This is a genomic window from Flavitalea plasmicola, assembly GCF_030546645.1.
In the GTDB taxonomy this organism is placed as follows: Bacteria; Bacteroidota; Bacteroidia; order Chitinophagales; family Chitinophagaceae; genus Puia.
The window spans coordinates 160377-178174 of record NZ_JAUOTO010000004.1 but is presented as its reverse complement, the minus strand read 5'-3'; the positions used below and the strand labels follow the sequence as shown (position 1 = coordinate 178174).

At 52.1% G+C, this 17798-nt stretch carries 20 protein-coding genes; 4 read left to right on the top strand and 16 right to left on the bottom strand.

Annotated elements, in window-relative coordinates; genetic code table 11:
* Positions 1-56: 56 nt before the first annotated feature.
* Positions 57-3641, top strand: coding sequence for a VCBS repeat-containing protein (locus tag Q4E93_RS15045; RefSeq protein ID WP_303586525.1), 3585 nt, complete (start codon positions 57-59; stop codon positions 3639-3641).
* Positions 3642-3853: 212 nt separating this feature from the next.
* Entirely contained in the window at positions 3854-4291 is a 438-nt protein-coding gene (locus Q4E93_RS15040) for a hypothetical protein (protein WP_303586524.1), read from the top strand.
* 136 nt (positions 4292-4427) lie between these two features.
* Here Q4E93_RS15040 and Q4E93_RS15035 read toward each other — a convergent pair whose 3' ends face one another.
* Together Q4E93_RS15035 and Q4E93_RS15030 are read right to left on the bottom strand one after the other, a co-directional pair.
* Positions 4428-4700 carry a helix-turn-helix domain-containing protein gene (locus Q4E93_RS15035; protein ID WP_303586522.1) on the bottom strand — a complete coding sequence of 91 codons (273 nt, stop codon included), beginning with the start codon at positions 4698-4700 and terminating at the stop codon, positions 4428-4430.
* An 11-nt stretch (positions 4701-4711) separates the two neighbouring features.
* The gene (locus Q4E93_RS15030; protein ID WP_303586520.1) at positions 4712-5242 is read right to left on the bottom strand and encodes a hypothetical protein; all 531 of its coding nucleotides are present in this window, start codon (positions 5240-5242) and stop codon (positions 4712-4714) included.
* Positions 5243-5514: 272 nt separating this feature from the next.
* Here Q4E93_RS15030 and Q4E93_RS15025 point away from each other — a divergent pair, with 272 nt between their 5' ends.
* The gene (locus Q4E93_RS15025; protein ID WP_303586518.1) at positions 5515-6498 is read left to right on the top strand and encodes a hypothetical protein; all 984 of its coding nucleotides are present in this window, start codon (positions 5515-5517) and stop codon (positions 6496-6498) included.
* On the opposite strand, the gene Q4E93_RS15020 is transcribed toward Q4E93_RS15025, so the two are convergent.
* The gene (locus Q4E93_RS15020; protein WP_303586516.1) at positions 6482-7120 is read right to left on the bottom strand and encodes an endonuclease III domain-containing protein; all 639 of its coding nucleotides are present in this window, start codon (positions 7118-7120) and stop codon (positions 6482-6484) included. The genes Q4E93_RS15025 and Q4E93_RS15020 overlap by 17 nt on opposite strands.
* Positions 7121-7375: 255 nt before the next feature.
* On the opposite strand from Q4E93_RS15020, the gene Q4E93_RS15015 reads away from it, so the two are divergent.
* Complete coding sequence (locus Q4E93_RS15015; RefSeq protein WP_303586514.1) at positions 7376-7861, top strand: hypothetical protein; 486 nt, start codon at positions 7376-7378, stop codon at positions 7859-7861.
* Between the two features lie 52 nt (positions 7862-7913).
* Here Q4E93_RS15015 and Q4E93_RS15010 read toward each other — a convergent pair whose 3' ends face one another.
* Genes Q4E93_RS15010 through Q4E93_RS14950 form a run of 13 tightly spaced genes read right to left on the bottom strand, consistent with a single transcriptional unit; the run spans position 7914 to position 17793 of the window.
* A complete protein-coding gene (locus tag Q4E93_RS15010; protein ID WP_303586512.1) occupies positions 7914-8615 on the bottom strand; it encodes a hypothetical protein in 702 nt (233 codons plus the stop codon).
* Positions 8605-9456, bottom strand: coding sequence for an urease accessory protein UreD (locus Q4E93_RS15005; protein ID WP_303586510.1), 852 nt, complete (start codon positions 9454-9456; stop codon positions 8605-8607). Before Q4E93_RS15005 ends, Q4E93_RS15010 begins: the two co-directional genes overlap by 11 nt.
* Positions 9399-10037: an urease accessory protein UreG gene (ureG, locus tag Q4E93_RS15000; RefSeq protein ID WP_303586508.1), complete on the bottom strand. Its 639-nt coding sequence runs from the start codon at positions 10035-10037 to the stop codon at positions 9399-9401. The genes Q4E93_RS15005 and ureG overlap by 58 nt, the downstream gene beginning before the upstream one ends.
* Positions 10038-10691, bottom strand: a complete 654-nt coding sequence (locus tag Q4E93_RS14995; protein ID WP_303586506.1) for an urease accessory protein UreF — start codon at positions 10689-10691, stop codon at positions 10038-10040. It abuts the gene before it with no gap.
* On the bottom strand, positions 10688-11182 hold the full coding sequence (locus Q4E93_RS14990; RefSeq protein WP_303586504.1) for an urease accessory protein UreE: 495 nt from the start codon (positions 11180-11182) through the stop codon (positions 10688-10690). Before Q4E93_RS14990 ends, Q4E93_RS14995 begins: the two co-directional genes overlap by 4 nt.
* Before the next feature lie 2 nt (positions 11183-11184).
* Positions 11185-12906, bottom strand: coding sequence for an urease subunit alpha (gene ureC / locus Q4E93_RS14985; RefSeq protein WP_303586502.1), 1722 nt, complete (start codon positions 12904-12906; stop codon positions 11185-11187).
* The gene (gene ureB, locus Q4E93_RS14980) at positions 12903-13211 is read right to left on the bottom strand and encodes an urease subunit beta (RefSeq protein WP_303586500.1); all 309 of its coding nucleotides are present in this window, start codon (positions 13209-13211) and stop codon (positions 12903-12905) included. Before ureB ends, ureC begins: the two co-directional genes overlap by 4 nt.
* Positions 13208-13510, bottom strand: coding sequence for an urease subunit gamma (gene ureA, locus Q4E93_RS14975; RefSeq protein WP_303586498.1), 303 nt, complete (start codon positions 13508-13510; stop codon positions 13208-13210). Before ureA ends, ureB begins: the two co-directional genes overlap by 4 nt.
* A gap of 24 nt (positions 13511-13534) precedes the next feature.
* Entirely contained in the window at positions 13535-14968 is a 1434-nt protein-coding gene (locus Q4E93_RS14970) for a DUF6986 family protein (RefSeq protein ID WP_303586496.1), read from the bottom strand.
* A 12-nt stretch (positions 14969-14980) separates the two neighbouring features.
* Positions 14981-15319: a hydroxyisourate hydrolase gene (gene uraH / locus Q4E93_RS14965; RefSeq protein WP_303586494.1), complete on the bottom strand. Its 339-nt coding sequence runs from the start codon at positions 15317-15319 to the stop codon at positions 14981-14983.
* Positions 15316-15813 (bottom strand): 2-oxo-4-hydroxy-4-carboxy-5-ureidoimidazoline decarboxylase, encoded by a 498-nt coding sequence (gene uraD / locus Q4E93_RS14960; protein ID WP_303586492.1) that lies wholly within the window; start codon positions 15811-15813, stop codon positions 15316-15318. The genes uraH and uraD overlap by 4 nt, the downstream gene beginning before the upstream one ends.
* A 10-nt stretch (positions 15814-15823) precedes the next feature.
* Positions 15824-16570, bottom strand: coding sequence for a (S)-ureidoglycine aminohydrolase (gene allE / locus Q4E93_RS14955; RefSeq protein ID WP_303586490.1), 747 nt, complete (start codon positions 16568-16570; stop codon positions 15824-15826).
* The gene (locus Q4E93_RS14950) at positions 16552-17793 is read right to left on the bottom strand and encodes a M20 family metallo-hydrolase (protein ID WP_303586489.1); all 1242 of its coding nucleotides are present in this window, start codon (positions 17791-17793) and stop codon (positions 16552-16554) included. Before Q4E93_RS14950 ends, allE begins: the two co-directional genes overlap by 19 nt.
* Positions 17794-17798 lie beyond the last annotated feature (5 nt).

Sequence of the window (17798 nt, the reverse complement as noted above, 5' to 3'; positions counted from 1 at the left end):
GTTACGCCCCACACACCTTTACCTATCTTGCATGACCCAAACGAATCGCAAACCATATGATGTCCCGTCAAATGCTATGGCAACGTTTACATTCCATTTCGGCCCTGCTCCTGCCAGCACTCCTGGTGAACATCATAACTTACGCACAGCCCAAATCCCCCACCCTCTTTCAATTGCTCCCCGCCGCCCGCACAGGCATCGACTTTTCCAATAAGATCTTCGAAAGCGATTCCCTGAACATCCTGAACCAGGCCAATATTTACAATGGCGGCGGAGTCGGCATCGGCGACTTCAATCACGACGGATTGCAGGACGTCTTTCTCTCCGGTAATATGGTTTCCTGCAAATTATTCCTCAACTCGGGCGGCCTGAAGTTCCGGGACGTCACGGAGAAAGCAGGCGTCACTGGCGAAGGAAGATGGTGCACAGGTGTCTCCGTCGTAGATATCAATGGGGATGGGTGGCTGGACATCTATGTCTCCGCCTCTTTTCGGAAAGACGCCCGGCTGAGGACCAATCTGCTATATATCAACCAGGGCGCCGGTAAGGACGGCATACCCGTCTTTAAAGAGTCGGCCCTCGCCTATGGCATTGCCGACACGGGGTTCAGCACGCAAGGTGTCTTCTTCGACTACGATCATGACGGAGACCTCGACCTTTACCTGGTAACCAATCAGATCAATGACCCCAAAACCCCCATCCGCTTCAGACCAAAAGTCGTGGACGGGAGTGCACTCGACAACGATCGCCTGTACAGGAACAACGGCAACGGCACTTTCACTAATGTCTCGAAGGAAGCAGGGATCCTGATAGAAGGATGGGGACACGCAGCCTGCATCTCCGATTTCAACGGAGACGGATGGCCCGATGTTTATGTCAGCAATGACTTCGTCTCCAACGACCTCCTTTATATCAACAATCACGATGGCACTTTCACCGATAGGCTAAAGGACTATTTCCGCCACACCGGCTGGAATGCCATGGGCACCGATGTCGTGGACGTCGACAATGATGGTCTGCCTGATATCATTTCCCTTGAAATGCTGCCCGAGAACAATCTTCGGAAGAAGAGGATGCTCTCAGGCAACGAGTATTATAATTACTTCAACAGCCAGCGCTTCGGATACACGCATCAATACGTGCGCAATGTCCTCCAGCTCAACAGGGGCATGGCTCCGGAAGGTCATTCCGTCTATAGCGAAGTGGGTTTCATGGCCGGCGTGTACGAGACAGATTGGAGCTGGTGCCCCCTCGTGGCTGATTTTGACAACGATGGGTTTCGCGATCTCCTGGTCACCAATGGCCTGCCCCGTGATGTCACCGACCTCGACTATGTCACCTACAACAACGGACAGGGCGGCGGCACAGGCAACTACTCATTAAAGCTGGTGGACTCTCTCCCGGTCGTCCGCCTGCCCGGCTATTGCTTTAAAAATACAGGTGGCTATCGGTTCCGCAACACCAGCACCGAATGGGGATTTACCCATCCTTCTTTCTCCAATGGAGCCGCCTATGCCGACCTGGATAATGACGGCGACCTGGATCTCGTGATCAACAATATCAATGAAACAGCATTTGTCTACGAGAACACCTTGCAAAGCCCCGGCCATTCCTCAAAAGACCATTGGCTGACCGTAGCGCTTACAGGACAAGGCCAGAACACCTACGGCATCGGGTCCGTCATTCGCATTTATTACAATGGCGGACAGCAGCAATTATACGAACACCAGCCTTGCCGCGGCTATATGTCCACCGATGACTACCGGGCCCATTTCGGCCTGGGCAACGTAACACGGATCGACTCGCTGCGCATACGCTGGCCCGATGGAAAAACACAGCTGTTAAAAGACCTTCCCGTCGACCGTGCCCTGGCCCTGTCCTATGCCGACGCTAATGGATATGCAGATCCTTCCGGACATTCCAATCCCATCCCACTCTTCAAAGATGTCTCCTCCAATTATAACATCCATTTCAAGCCAGAGGAGAAAGACGTCATCGATTACAATATTCAGCCGGCCCTGCCGCACAAGCTCAGCCAGTATGGGCCGGGCATCGCAGTAGGTGATATAGATAAGAATGGGTACGAAGATTTTTATATAGGCGGCGCAACCGGTCACAAAGGGGTCTTTTTCCTGCAGGATGCCAAAGGTGTTTTCACTTTGGATTCCACCCGTATGCTGGTGAACGACGGTCATCCCGGCGAAGACATGGCGGCGCTGTTCTTTGACGCAGACAATGACGGAGACCTCGACCTCTATGTCGTCAGCGGCAGCTATGAATTTCCTCCCGACCATGTTGCCAGCCAGGACGTGCTGTATATCAACGACGGACAAGGCAGATTTACACCCAACTATCCCGCGCTGCCGAAAATGTTCTCCAACGGCAGCTGCGTCCGGGCCGCCGATTTCGACGGGGATGGTGACCTGGACCTCTTCGTGGCCGGCAGAGTTACATCGGGCGCCTATCCTACAGCTCCCCAAAGCTATCTCCTGGAAAATCATTCCGGCAGCTTCTTCGACGTCACGAAAAGATGGTGCCCCGGATTACAGTACATCGGCATGGTCACCGACGCCCTCTGGTCCGATTTCGACAATGACGGCAGGCCCGACCTCGTGCTGACGGGAGAATGGATGCCTATCACCTTCCTGAAGAATACGGGCGCCGGCCTCATCAACATCAACGAAAACACCGGCATTGCCGGCCATACAGGCTGGTGGAACAGCCTGGTTGCGGGAGACTTCGACAACGATGGCGACATCGATTACATAGCTGGCAACCTGGGGCTCAACTCCAACTACCAGGCCAGCCCCGCAGAGCCCATGACACTCTACGCCAAAGACCTGGACGAGAATGGCCTGCTGGACGCCATGGTCTTCTGCTATATGAAAGCCGAAGACGGTTCCCGCAAACCCTTTCCCATGGCCTCCCGCGATGACATGGTCAGCCAGATGATCTCTATCCGGCGACGGTATCCCACCTATAAAGCCTATGGCATGGCTTCCATGGACGACCTCTGGAAACCAAAGGATAAAGAGAATGCCCTCTTCTTTCAGGCTACGGATATGGCCAGCAGTTATATCGAGAACCTGGGCAATGGAAAATTTTCCATTCGCGCGCTGCCCTCCGCCGCACAGATAGCCCCCGTCTATGGCATGGACGCCGAAGACATCGACGGAGACGGTAACCTGGACGTGCTGATGGTTGGTAATGATTATGGTATGGATCCGTACAGTGGCCGGCATGACGCTTTCATGGGACTCTACATGCACGGAGACGGCAAAGGCGGCTTCACCCCCCTCTCTCTTGGCGCCAGCGGTTTCTATGTAAAAGGGGACGCAAAAGGCCTCGCCAGGCTCCACACCGCCCGTAACGAAGACATATGGATCGCTACCCAAAACCAGGACAGCCTCGTCGTTACCGCACTCTCCACCATCCCCACCCGCCATTGGGTAGATCTGCAACCCCAGGACTTTTCCATCGACATTTTATATAACAACGGGCAAAAAAGGCATATGGAATGCTATTACGGCTCTACTTACCTGTCACAAAGCTCCCGTAAACTTCCCCTGAATAACAATGTAAAAAAGGCCATCATCACCTCTTTCTCCGGCAATAAAAGAGAGCTGCCTTTCCAACCTTAGCACATTTCGATCCTCACTTTAGGACATTTCAATCCGTCTCAAAAACGAACACTCTTCATCCCACTACCGTACACTCCTTAACACACCTAAAAACACAATCACCTGATTCTCAAAAAGGAAAGAAAACTGGCACTCCGCTGGAATCCTTTCTGGCATACCCGGGGACGCCTGGATAGCAAACAAAAACCAAAAACATTTTAAAAAATAATTTTATGAACCGCATTATCACCTTCGCAACCGCCCTCCTCCTGACGCTCAGCAGCTTCGCCAGATCCGCAGACTCCATCAGCGGAGACATTAAGACTTCGTTCAAAAGGAACTTTCGGACCGCCCAGCTCATGAGCACAGAAACGCGTGAAACATTCACCAGGCTCACCTTCAAAATGAACGGCGTGATCATGTTCGCCTACTACTCCAGGTCCGGAGACCTCCTGGCCGTCACCCGTAATATCTTATCCTCCCAGTTGCCCATAAACCTCCTGCTGAGTCTGAAAAAAGACTACAGTGCGTACTGGATCACCGAACTCTTCGAATTCAACGGCAATGACGACAGCTGCTACTATGTTTCCCTGGAAAGTGCCGACGCAAAAGTTACCCTGCGTTCCATTGGCGACTCCTGGGAAGTATACACGAGCACTAAAAAGCAATGACAACCCGACATATACAAAAGGGCCTCCCGGATGAAAGGGCCCTTTTCATTTTTTTATTTTACGACTTACGGCGGCAGCCACAATTAAAAATATTTACTTTTCATCAGTGAACCTGCCTCGCTTGCCCGGATGATGATCAGAACCGTTTTGTTGAAATAGATATAATAGGCTCTCCTAATTGGGCCTCTAATTTGGCCAATGTCTTTAGTGTCAGATTATGATTACCTTTTAGCCATTTATTGATCTCCGAAGGCTTCTTATTCATTTTTTCTGCCAGGTCCTTTTGAGTATAACCCTTTGCCTGCAGGATTTGATTAATTCTCAGTACAATGTCAGTATATTGACGTACAAATATTCTTACCTCTTCTGGTGTTTCCTCTTGTATCCTTTTTGCAACTTTACTTCTCATAATTAGACATTTTACAGAATTATTTCATCGCTTCCGTCGGGAGATATTATTTTTCGTTTTCTATTATCAATAATTATTTCTTTATCTCGTATTGCCTCTTCAATCCGCTTGGCAAATTGACAGGCCTCGATCCATTTCAAATTCAAATCCCTGCTACCCTGGTTTGTCTGGGCCGATTTGACACCACCATTGAACAGAACTACCAGGTCTGAGCGGCCATTTATTCTTAAAGCGTATAGCCTCAGAGGAAAATTTGGGTATAAGAAAACGATCCCGCCAACATTTACTTTACCTTTATTAGGTAACCCTACTACTTCATTTTCAAATCTGTTAAATAACACATCAATAGCCCCATGATCCTCTCCAACGCTGTCCAAAACAAAACTTAGCAGTTCCTGAACAGGCCTCTTGAATTCGGCGATTGCATCATATTTATTAAAGAACCTGTCCGTCTCGTTCTGTCTGGCGTTTTCTTTTCGGACAGTATAAAACGTAACTTTATTAGCCTCATCATCCCATATTTCCAATACAAATGTATTCACTTATAAGTTAATTTGCAAATGCAAAGTTACCTAATACCATTTCCCGGTAAAATCTTCTTTTCCTTTTTGTGATCCGTCTCAGAATCGTACACCATGCATCACAAGAACGTATACTCCTTGCTACACCAAGAACACAACAAATTGATTCTCAAAAAAGAAAGAAACTTGACGACCGCCGGAAATGCCAGAAAGGATTCCTGTGGAGGCATCCCCTTTCCAATGATGTCGGTTTTGTTCTATTTCCCCGGCGCCCCGGCTACTATTTTTACAGCATGAAAAGATCGATAGCCCTTACCATCGCTGTAATAACGACCTCCATCCTGGGCTCGACAGGTCTCATGTCCCGGAGCCTGAAAAACATACACGCCGCTCCAACAGCCTTCCTGCCACTGCTATCCGGTTACCATATCTTTAAAACCCCTCAAAAAGATCTGCAACCCGAAACAGCCTATCACCCATACGCTCTGGCCACGCCGCTTTTCACTGACTATGCCGAAAAACAACGCCTGATCTGCCTGCCCCAGGGAACCAGGATGATCAAAACAAATGAAGAGCTCCCCGAATTTCCAGACAGCACCATCATCGTCAAAACCTTTTATTATTACAATGACAAAAGAGACACCGCGAATGGAAAGCAAATCATCGAGACCAGGTTGCTGGTCCGGTCGGCAGGCGAATGGAAAGCGGCCACCTACCGCTGGAACGACGCCCAAACAGATGCCTTCTTACTGAAAAGCAGCCAGGACATCCCCGTCAGATGGATCACACCCGGCGGCGAACAGCAATACATCTCCTATCATGTACCCAACACAAAAGAATGCACTACCTGCCATAATGCAAATGATCAGCTGATGCCTATTGGCCTCAGACTGAGAAACCTGAACTTCGATATCCTGAACAATAACCAACCCGTCAATCAGCTGAAACACCTGCAAGACATAGGCATCCTCAATGAATTTGATCCGCACCGGATCGCCGCGACAGCAAAAGCTTTCAACGTCTCCCATTCCCTGGCAGACCGGGCAAGGGCCTATCTCGACATTAATTGTGCCCATTGCCATAATCCCGGCGGCAGTGCCAAAAGGACCGGATTGTTCCTGTCCTATGGCCTCCCCATCGACCAAACAGGTATTATCAAAAAGAAAGAAAAGATCATAAGGAAATTCCAGAAAGGAAAAATGCCCAGACTGGGCACCACCATCATCCACGCTGAGGCATTACAGCTGCTGAAAGATTATATCAATGACCTGCATTAAAAACATGCTTATAATAAGCACACACCTTGCGCATAAGACACTTCGGACAATCCGGCTTCGGATGACAGATCTCCCTGCCCAGGAATGACATCGCCATTCCTGCCTCCCATTGCCGCTTAGGCAGGATCTCCATAAGATGCTTTTCAATCTTTTTAGGGTCATCTTCATCCACAATACCCAAACGCTGGGCTACCCTCACCACATGAAGGTCCACAATGATCCCCTCCGCCGGCCGGCCCGCTTCCCGTAAAATGACATTCGCCGACTTCCTGCCAATGCCAGGTAAGGCCGTCAGCCCTTCCAGCGTCAGCGGGATATCACTGTTCTTTTTCACTTGCCGGGCAATGGCGGTCAACCATTCCGCCTTATGCCCGAAATTCCGCACCTTACTTATATAAGGGAAAAGATCTTCCCGCGAGGCCTTTGCAAGGGATGACATATCCGGAAAAGCCTTGAATAAGCCCGGACCAAACGCATTAATATGATCGTCAGCACTTTGCGCGGATAACACCACCAGCACCACCAGCTGATAGATATTATGATACTCCAGGGGATGTCTCCTCCCATGATACTTTCGCAACAAAGGCCGCAGGGCAAGCGACCAGTTCACCGATACCAACATAGATAAAATTATTACTATCTATTCCAGCAAAAATGCAGCCCGACTGCACCGAATAACCCGGAAAACCCTTAAATCAGTCAAAATTATCCCCGCATCAGGAATAAAAAAGCGAGGCATCCACAGTTCATCCTGCGTTTCTTACCGTTCATAATAGTATTATGCCATTCAATGTACTATGTATTGTATAGTACCTGCTTTTAAGACTATCTTTGTTATGTCAACAAGCCAAAAACAAAAACACTTAAATAAAAAGTTATGAAACGCTCAACCAACTTCATCAGCCAGACAATCCTTAAAGGAAGTAAAAAAGCCGCCATCATGATGGCCCTGTTTCTGACAGTCTGCGTCAGCTACAGCTTTGCAAAACCTGCCGATTCCGTCAACGGAGAAATAAAGACCTCCTTCCGGAAAAATTTCCAGAACGCTCAGATCATGAGCACCGAATCCCATAAAGGCTTCACCAAGCTCACCTTTAAGATGGATGACATCATCATGTTCGCCTTCTACTCCGACAACGGCCAGTTGTTAGCCGTCACCCGCAACATCGTATCCTCTCAGCTGCCTTATAGCTTGCGGACAAGCCTGAAGAACGACTACGAAGGCTACTGGATCACTGAGCTCTTCGAATTCACCGGGGACAGCGACAACGCCTACTACGTCTCCCTGGAGAACACGGACAAAAAGATCGTCCTCCGCTCCAACGGCGATGGCTGGGAAGAATATAGCTCAACAAAAAAATAATCCCTCTGCATACATAAGGGCTCCCTCAAAAGGGGAGCTTTTTTTTGCCCTTTTACCATCCCAGGAACACCATCCCTGCCCCGCACAGGAACAACGTCAACCCTCCCAGTGCATGCACATAACGCTCCAGCCTATCCGTCCGTAAGAAAGAAAGTCCGTAATATCCCGCAACCACCATCCCCGCCATCGTCGCCAGCGTAAAGAAAGTATACACCCCGATCAGCAGAGCCATGCCCCCCCAGGATGCTTTCGCCGCGGGAAAATATAATAAAGGGATCATTGGCTCACAAGGCCCCAGCACAAAGACAATGAACAAGACCCACGGCGTCACCGCATGCCGGTCCTTGGGACGCACCAGCTCGCCATGCCGATGCTCATAAACATATACGCTCCCGTCTTCGTAAACATCGAAATGTTTATGCCGCCTGTTCTGCCGGGCTCTCACCAAACCCCAGGCCCCATACACGAGTCCAAACCCCAACATCGCCCATCCGGCAACACCGCCCCGTACATTTTCCATCCACCTCACCTTGCTCAACGACCACCCGATGGCCGCCCCGCCCAGCCCCAGTAACACCGAGCTCCACACATGCCCGCATCCGCATACCAGCGTCCAGAAGATCGTCCGCCCAAAACTCCAGCCCCTGGACTTGGACAACGCAATAAATGGTAAATAGTGATCCGGACCGGTCACCGTATGAAGACAGGCCACCGTCACGGCCGCCATTAACAACACTTCCATCTCAGCCTGCATAACCAACAGATTTAGAGCCCGACAACAATGCCCCCATCGCTTTCAGCACATCATACAGTGGCTCGGCCTTATTCCCTAATATCCTTATCACCAGGCTGCCGGCCGGTCCCTCACTTCTGCCATAAATCACCCCTTCCAGCGCTTGCAAACACTTTTCCGCCTGCAAAACCTCCACACCCCGGCTTCCTACATACAACAAACTGGCCTGGTGCGTATATCCTTCCATCTGCCCCACCCCTTCCACAGAAAATACCGGAGGCCGCAGACATACATTCTCCAATATAGCCAGCTGCCCCTGGATAAAAACTTCCGTCTTTACGTGATATTTTGAATACCTGAAGACCTCGCCATTTAACTTCCTGCCGCAGGTGATCACCTCACCCCATATCAGCTGACTGCCTTCTGACAGGAATATTTTATTTCTCCCCGTAAAAATAGCCCGCTCATGCGGCACACATGGGTGAGGAAGCCAGGAAAAACAAGCCCCTTTCCCCAAAGTAACTTCCACTGCCTGCACAGCCCCCTCCTTCATCTGGAACAATCGTTGATAAGACTGCGTATGTAATTGCAGCCTGCCAAAAGCTTCCACTTCCACGCGTATGGATAGGTCATCCCCATCCAGTACGCCGGGAGAAGCGCTCATCAACATGAGATGCAGCTCACCCGCAGCCCTGTCTTCCGTTATATCGGCGACTTTTAATGGAGGCGTAAAAAAGCTGGACGCCAGGTAGCTGATACCATTGCGCACAGCCACCTTGATAGCCACTTCGGACCGCATACCCTTCATCGGCATAGTACAGGCTCCTCCGACTCTTCCAGCAATGCATATCTCTTTATCCATCCAATGACATTTTCCAGGCCTTCCAGGCTCATCAGGTTGGTGAATACAAAAGGCTGACCCTTCCGCATCTTTCGCGCATCCCGCTCCATTACTTCCAGGCTGGCGCCCACATAAGGCGCCAGATCGATCTTATTGATCACCAGCAGATCACTGCGGGTAATACCCGGACCTCCCTTGCGGGGGATCTTGTCCCCTTCCGCCACATCGATGACAAAGATGCTCACATCCGCCAGATCCGGACTAAAAGTGGCCGACAAGTTGTCCCCGCCGCTTTCTATAAAAATGATCCGCAGATCAGCGAATCGAAAGGCCATCTCCTCCACAGCCTCCAGGTTCATGCTCGCATCTTCCCTGATAGCCGTATGAGGACACCCCCCCGTTTCCACACCCATGATCCGTTCCGCCGGCAACAAACTATGGTGCGTGAGGAATTCGGCATCCTCCTTCGTATAAATATCATTGGTAATGACAGCCAGGCTATACGTATGCGCCAACTGCCTTGTCAGCCGCTCGATAAGCGCCGTTTTACCGGACCCCACCGGTCCGGCAATTCCGATCTTTATATAATTTCTTTCTTTCATTCAGGACATGTATAGCCGGGAATACAATTGCTCATGCTGCATACAGCGGATATCCAGGCCCACGCAGCACATACCGATCAACTCCCTGTCCGGCTCCAGGTTCTGCTCCACCAGCTCCGTTATCAAAGGCTGTAAGGAGAACAACAGCACCTGCCCATCCTGCTGCCCCATCGGTATCAGCTTCACACAGTTGGTCACTATCCCCGCTGCCGCATTGTAATAATATCCCGTCAACGCTTCACGCAACCCAATACCCAGCCTGGCCGCGCAATACCCAAAAGCCACCGGATAGTGCCTGGGAAACCTGAAACACCCATCACTTGCCGGGCCCACCAATCCCTCAAATATTTTCCCCAACCTCCCTCCTAACTTCCTGCTCGCCTCCCGCATCTCCCTGGGCAATTTCACGGCTTCACATAACTGATCCAAACCCGACAACTCCCCGGGAGCACGCACCGCCTTAAAAGCCAAAGCCACCAATGCCGCATCCGTATAATGCACACTCGTCCGCAACAGCGCCTGCACAAAATTCCCCGCACTGACCGGATCGCATACAATCCCCGCCTGCACATAGGTTTCCAGCCCGCCCGAATGCGCATACCCCCCGATCGGCAAAGCCGGATCACTCAGTTGCAATAAACCCAATAAATTCATTCCCGAACCTTTAATATCCTCGATAACAACCCTCCCTCCGCATGCACATGCCCCGCCACCGTAGACCGCAGCGGACGTAATAATTTCCTTTCGTCCCGGGAAACCCCGTGCCCTCCCGCCACCAGCCATCGGTATAATGGCTCCTCATACGGCGCCAACAATTCATCCCCTTCATAGTACAACGGCAAATGCCGGTTGCCTATCTCATAACACACGGCAGCCACCCCATATAAACTCCCCATCCGGATGACCATTACGGCACAGGGAACGATCGAGACAACCACCACAAGATCCATATCCGCATACAGCACATCCCCTTCCGTCAGTTCCGGACGCTCGTTCATAAACCGCATAGCCACCTCCCTTCCCGACCGGGTCCGCTTCCGCATGATCCGCTTCCCCGTCTCATACCACTCCAGGTCAAGCACATCGACTACCCGTCCCCGTAACTCGAAAGACGCCAAAACGCCTATTCTTTCCTTTATTAACATAGTTAAAATAAAAAGTACCGCTGCGCCAACGCCACCTCACGCGACGGCTCACAAGTGACTACCTGTCCGTCTACCCGCACCTCATAGTTCTCCGGGTTCACCTCGATGGAAGGCATTTGATCATTATGCACCATACTTCGCTTGGAAAGACCTCTACACCCCCCTACAGCTAACACCCTCTTCTGCAAACCATACCCCTGTACCGTACCCGCCCTCAAAGACACACCCGATACGAAAGTCACGCAGGTATTGAACAATGCTTTCCCATAAGCGCCGAACATAGGCCGGTAGATCACAGGCTGCGGCGTGGGAATGCTGGCATTGGGATCACCCATCCTGGCGGCAATGATCATCCCGCCCTTAATGATCATCTCCGGCTTGGCGCCGAATAACGCGGGCTTCCATAAAACGAGGTCCGCAATCTTCCCCACTTCCAAGCTCCCTACATACGCCGAGATCCCATGCGTGATAGCGGGGTTGATGGTATACTTGGCGACATAACGCTTTACACGGAAATTATCATGTCCCTTGTCCGTATCCTCCGGCAGGCTGCCCCGTTGCTTCTTCATCTTGTCCGCCGTCTGCCAGGTACGCAGGATCACCTCGCTCACACGTCCCATCGCCTGGGAATCCGAGCTCATCATGCTGATTACCCCCATATCATGTAAGATATCCTCCGCGGCAATAGTTTCCGGACGGATACGGGAGTCGGCAAATGCCACATCCTCTGGCACCGACTTATTCAAATGATGACAAACCATCAGCATATCTAAATGCTCATCGATGGTATTGACCGTATACGGCCGGGTTGGATTGGTCGACGAAGGCAGCACATTCGGATACATTGCTGCACGGATGATATCAGGAGCATGCCCCCCTCCCGCACCCTCCGTATGATACGTATGGATCACCCGGCCACCGATAGCCGCCATCGTACTTTCCAGGAACCCCGCCTCATTCAGCGTGTCCGTATGAATAGCCACCTGTACATCATGCTTATCCGCCACCCTCAGCGATGCATCGATCACCGCAGGCGTCGATCCCCAGTCCTCGTGGATCTTCAATCCCAGGGCGCCGGCTTCGATCTGCTCCTCCAAAGGGGCCTCCGTCGCACAATTCCCCTTTCCCAGAAATCCTATATTCATGGGGAAAGCTTCCGCCGCCTCCAGCATCCGCCGGATATTCCATGCCCCTGGCGTCACCGTCGTGGCATTCGTCCCGTCCGCCGGCCCGGTCCCCCCACCGATCATCGTGGTGATACCGCTATATAACGCATGATCAATCTGCTGTGGGCAGATAAAATGAATATGCGCGTCGATCCCGCCCGGTGTCACGATCAACCCGGCGCCTCCATGCACTTCTGTCGAAGCGCCAATGACCATGTGCTCATCCACGCCCTCCATCGTGTCCGGGTTACCCGCCTTTCCGATCCCCACGATCTTCCCATCCTTTATGCCAATATCCGCCTTCACGATCCCCCAATGATCGATGATGATCACCCCCGTTATCACCAGGTCCAGCACCCCTTCGCTCCGGGTGGCCGTGGCGGATTGCCCCATGCCGTCCCGGATCGTTTTCCCTCCGCCAAACTTGACCTCATCGCCATAGACGGTGTGATCCTTCTCTATTTGTATGAATAGCTCCGTGTCCGCCAGTCGGACCCTGTCCCCCGTCGTGGGACCATAAAGATTTGCATACTTTGTACGGTTGATGGATAAACTCATGTCGTAGGCCCGTTTACAAGATTATTGAACCCCACCGCCCGCCGCAATCCTCCCAGCGGCACAAGCGCTACTTCCTTCTCCTCGCCAGGCTCAAATCGGACAGCCGTACCCGAAGGAATATTCAGCCGCATGCCGAATGCCTTCGCACGGTCGAGATCCATCTCCTTATTTACTTCGAAAAAATGAAAATGGCTGCCGATCTGAACAGGACGATCGCCCTTATTCACCACCGTTAGCCTGCGGACTTCCCGGCCAACATTGCATGGAATATCCTCTTTGGCCAATATATATTCTCCTGGGATCATCGGATGGGATCATGCACGGTCACCAGCTTCGTTCCGTCCGGAAATGTAGCTTCGATCTGTATCTCCCCTATCATCTCCGGTATCCCCTCCATCACATCCGCCCGGGAAAGGATCGTAGTCCCATACTGCATCAGCTCGGCCACAGGCCTGCCGTCCCGCGCCGCTTCCTGCAGCCTGCTGCTGATCAACGCTATCGACTCGGGATAATTCAGCTTCAGCCCACGCGCCAAACGCTTCTCCGCCAACTCCCCAGCCAGGAACAACAACAACTTTTCCGTTTCTTTGGGTGACAAATGCATATACAGTAAGATACTGAAAAAAACCTACGCCTTACTTCTTCTTCCTTGCAAAATTTTATAGAAGCTGCGGCTGCGGATCTCCTCCAGGCTCAACCCCGTAGCCAACGCCGCCGTCTCATCAATCGCTCCGCAGTTCATCGCTTTTAAAAAGAAATTCAGCAGCCCCTGTCCGGTAGCCGCATCATCGAAAATATCGCCGGTCAAAGTAGAGATGGCAGCCCGCTCGACAAATACCTTCAGCCGCGCAGTGGCATCTTCCAGGCTGCTCAAAAAGAAAGTATACGTAGCGGCATAACGCATAGGTAATTGTGCGGGGTTCAAATCCCACCCCTGGTAAAATCCATTGATCAGGGAATGCATGGTATGACTATATCCCGTCCTCCAGGCCCTGTGCACGGAGTCCCGGTTCTCCTGCAGCTGCTCTGAGCTCAGCTGCTCACCCCTGTGCGGACCAATAGGCATCACATTGGTAGCCCCGTCTGAAAGAAATATCCCCGTGCCGCCCAACGCAACCTTGGTCATATGATGCGCAAAATCACATACGGGATGCGACATGGTCTGGTACCTGGCCGTTATACCACAGGAGGCCGTATAATCGTAAGTCCCAAAATGCGCAGCGATACACCGCCCCTCGGAAGCAGCGATGATCCTGTACAATGGATTACGCCCCTCGTCATCCATAATGATCTGCGTGGCCTCCACCATCGTCTCCATCTTCAACACCCCCTCCGCCAGCCCACGCTCCTTTTCCAATATCCTGAATAACCTCACCAGCGTGCTCACCTGCTCGGGAATGGTCACCTTCGGCAGCATCACCACAAAATTAGCCGGCAATATCCCACCCGTCCTGTTCAGCAATTCCGTAATGAACAGGTCCAGCGTCCGTACCCCCCGGTATTTCAGATCTTCCGTAAAAGGCTTGATCCGGATACCGATAAAAGGAGAAATGGTCCCCGCTTTCATCCCGGCCGCCAGCTCCGCAGCAGCCTTCAACGCAACAGCATCTTCCTCTTCATCCGGCCGGTTACCGAACCCATCTTCGAAATCTATCCTAAAATCCTCCACTGGCTCCGTTTCCAGCTTGCGTATGATCTTCTGGTACACCGACCACGCCAGCCAGGCCTTTTCCCTGCGCCGCACCGGCTCATCCATGCCTTCCAGCCTGTCTGTCAGCTTCGTCACCTCCCTCTCCGTCTGAGGCAGGTACCCATGTCCCTCCAGCGACAACGCCCGGGCCAGCTCCACAAAATTTGGCGCATACATACGCAGACTCTTCAAAGCAGTTTCCCCCATCCTTACACAGCTGTCAGCCTTGAACAGGTTGGCGCCCCCATACACCGTATGCACAGGCTGCCTGTCCGGCCGGTCACCAGGATATTTTTCCTGGAAAGCAAGGTTGGCTATCTTCAATGAGCCTAATAAGCTCTCTTTGTCCGATTCTTTTATAGAAAGTTGCATAATGATAATTTGTCAGGAACCCTTGTAAGTAGTATAACCATAAGGGCTCAGTAATAATGGAATATGATAATGGCCGTCTTCCGCCACCTCGAAATATACTTCCACAAAAGGATAAAAGGAAGAAACACCCAATTTATCGAAGTAATCCTTCGTCTCGAATCGTATGATATAAATGCCGTTCCCCGGTACCGCTTCCGCGGCAGACCAGTCCCCGATCCTGCCATCTGCATTCGTCTGCCCCTTCGCTACGATCTCCCACCCGTCTACCTGCATCCGGCATAGCGTCGCCTTCACCCCTTCCGCAGGACGGCCCCTCGAAGTATCCAATACATGCGTCGTTATCCTGGTCATGACAGTAATTTTTTAAGTCGTAGTTCCGTGATCTTTTCCTGCTCGCTCATAGCAATGACCAACTCTTTCGCCGGATCATTCCCCAACCTCGTACGAAGCAACCCCAGCATCTCGCTGGCAGACTTACCCGTAGCGCACACGATAAAAATATACCCAAACTTCTCCTCATACGCCCTGTTCCCCTCCGCCAGGGCCTCCAGCACTTTAACAGATGCGTCCAACGCACCCGCCTGCTCCGCCGACGCACCCGTTCCCGCATATTTCTTCCTCAATGCCTCCCTGTCCCCAATCCTGGGATGATGGTCAAAAGCCTCCAGCCAATCCTTCGGCGCGCACGCACGCCATATCCGGCTGGCAGCCGCTAACAAACCTGGAACATCCCTTACGGGAAATACATCCTCCATCCCCCGCACCCAAGCCTGGCTTCCGCAACAGCCGCTCAATACGGCACGCAATGCCCCCTTATCAAGACCATTCAACGCCTCCAGTGTCATACATAAACGGTTAAAGTGTAGTAGGATGCCTGTTCACGTTCTTGTAATAGATGTATACCGCCGGCTCCTTGCCCATGGCAGTGAACCATTGCTGGCAATACGGCGCCATCCAGATGCTATCGCCCTTTTTAACAGGATACCAGTCCTGGTCGAGCCGGTAAATGCCCTGTCCCTGTAAGTACAATAGCCCATGCTCCATGATATGCGTCTCCACCATCGGCAAATGTCCGCCGGGATCATACGTAAAGATGTTCACCGCCATATCGAATGACAAGTTCTCCGGCAATAGCACCTGCAGATGCAAAGCACGATCCCCCAGGTATTCCTTGCCTGCCACATCTCCGGCATTGCCGAATAATGTCAACGGAACAGCAGCCCCCTCCAATGGCTCATACACTTTATGAAAGGTCAGCAGCTGAGTCCCCTCCTCGCCGCCATCGAAATGATACTCCTTTCCGACAGGGATGTAGACAAAATGACCGGCAAAAAGGTATCTCGACTCCCCGCTGACCACGGCCCTGCCCTTCCCGCTTATTACATAAATAAATAACTGCGACTGCCGGGTACGGCCCGATAGCACCCCGCCCACCTGCAGCGTAACCATCGTCTGACAAAAACGCGCGCCCATCTGCTCATTGATGATCACATTCACCGTGCAGTGGGTCCAGCCCGGCACCACACTGTTGATATATCCATCCTGGCTGATCAGGGCATGACTTCTTTTTACTACGGATCTGGTTAAAGCGGATATTTCCATATTTCAGACAATTGATGTATAAATTCATCTGCGACAACGATCGCAGCCGCCAGGTCCTCCGTCTCCACATGCTCCTGCGGATGGTGGCTGATGCCCTTGTAGCACCGCACAAATAGCATACAGACAGGCGACACGGCAGAGATGGGCACGGCATCATGGCCGGCCCCGCTCACCAGCTCCAGCACTTCATACCCGGCGCGCCTGATGGACTTTCCCAGCAGCTCATTCATCCTGCCATCACAGACAACAGGCGATGAAGACTGTACAACCGTCCAAATAACCTCCAGCGCCCGTTGAGCGCCTATGGCTTCACACAGCTCCTTCAGCTGAAGATGCCCCTGCGACAGCACAACCTCATCCGCACTCCGGATATCTACGCTGCAAACAACCTCACCAGGTATAACATTGCTGGCTGCATTCGCGATCTGCAGCTTACCTACCGTGGCCACCAACCCACTTCCCGCACGAGCCGCCAATTCCTCCACCGCCAATATGAATGCGGCAGCCCCGCACAACGCATCTTTACGCATATCCATCGGTACCGTTCCCGCATGCCCCGCCATCCCCTTAAAAACTACCTCCGCTCTCACTTGTCCCGCAATGCCTTTCACCAGCGCCACGGGCGCCTTTTTCTCATATAGTACAGGCCCCTGCTCGATATGTATTTCAAAGTAACCCAGCCATTGATCCGGAGGTATCGCATCCCCCTCCAACGCTTCCACATTCCCTCCGATCATCCCGATCACCTCCCTCAGGCTCACCCCTTCTCCGTCTTTCCTATCCAACATGTCCCGCTCAAAACTCCCCGCCACTACTTTGCTGCCCAGATAGGTCGTATGAAATCGAACGCCCTCTTCATCACAAAAAGCGATCAGCTCTACATCGAAAGGCAACTTCCTGCCTGAGCTGATAATATTCTCCAATAGGTCCAGCCCCATCACAACCCCCAACGGTCCATCCCAACGCCCCGCGTCGATCACCGTATCAATATGCGAAGCTATGACCAGCCTGTCCGCACCGGCATTTTCCGACTTCCATATCCCCCTGATATTCCCGATCGCATCCACCCTTACCCGCAGCCCCGCTGCCCGCATCCACCCCCGCACTTTCTCTCCGGCCTCCACAGCCGCAGCCGTCCCATAACGCCGGGTAATGCCTTTCGCCGCTTCGCTGACGGAAGCCAATTCGTTTATCCTGGATAATATCTTTTCCGCTCTTGGCATCGTTC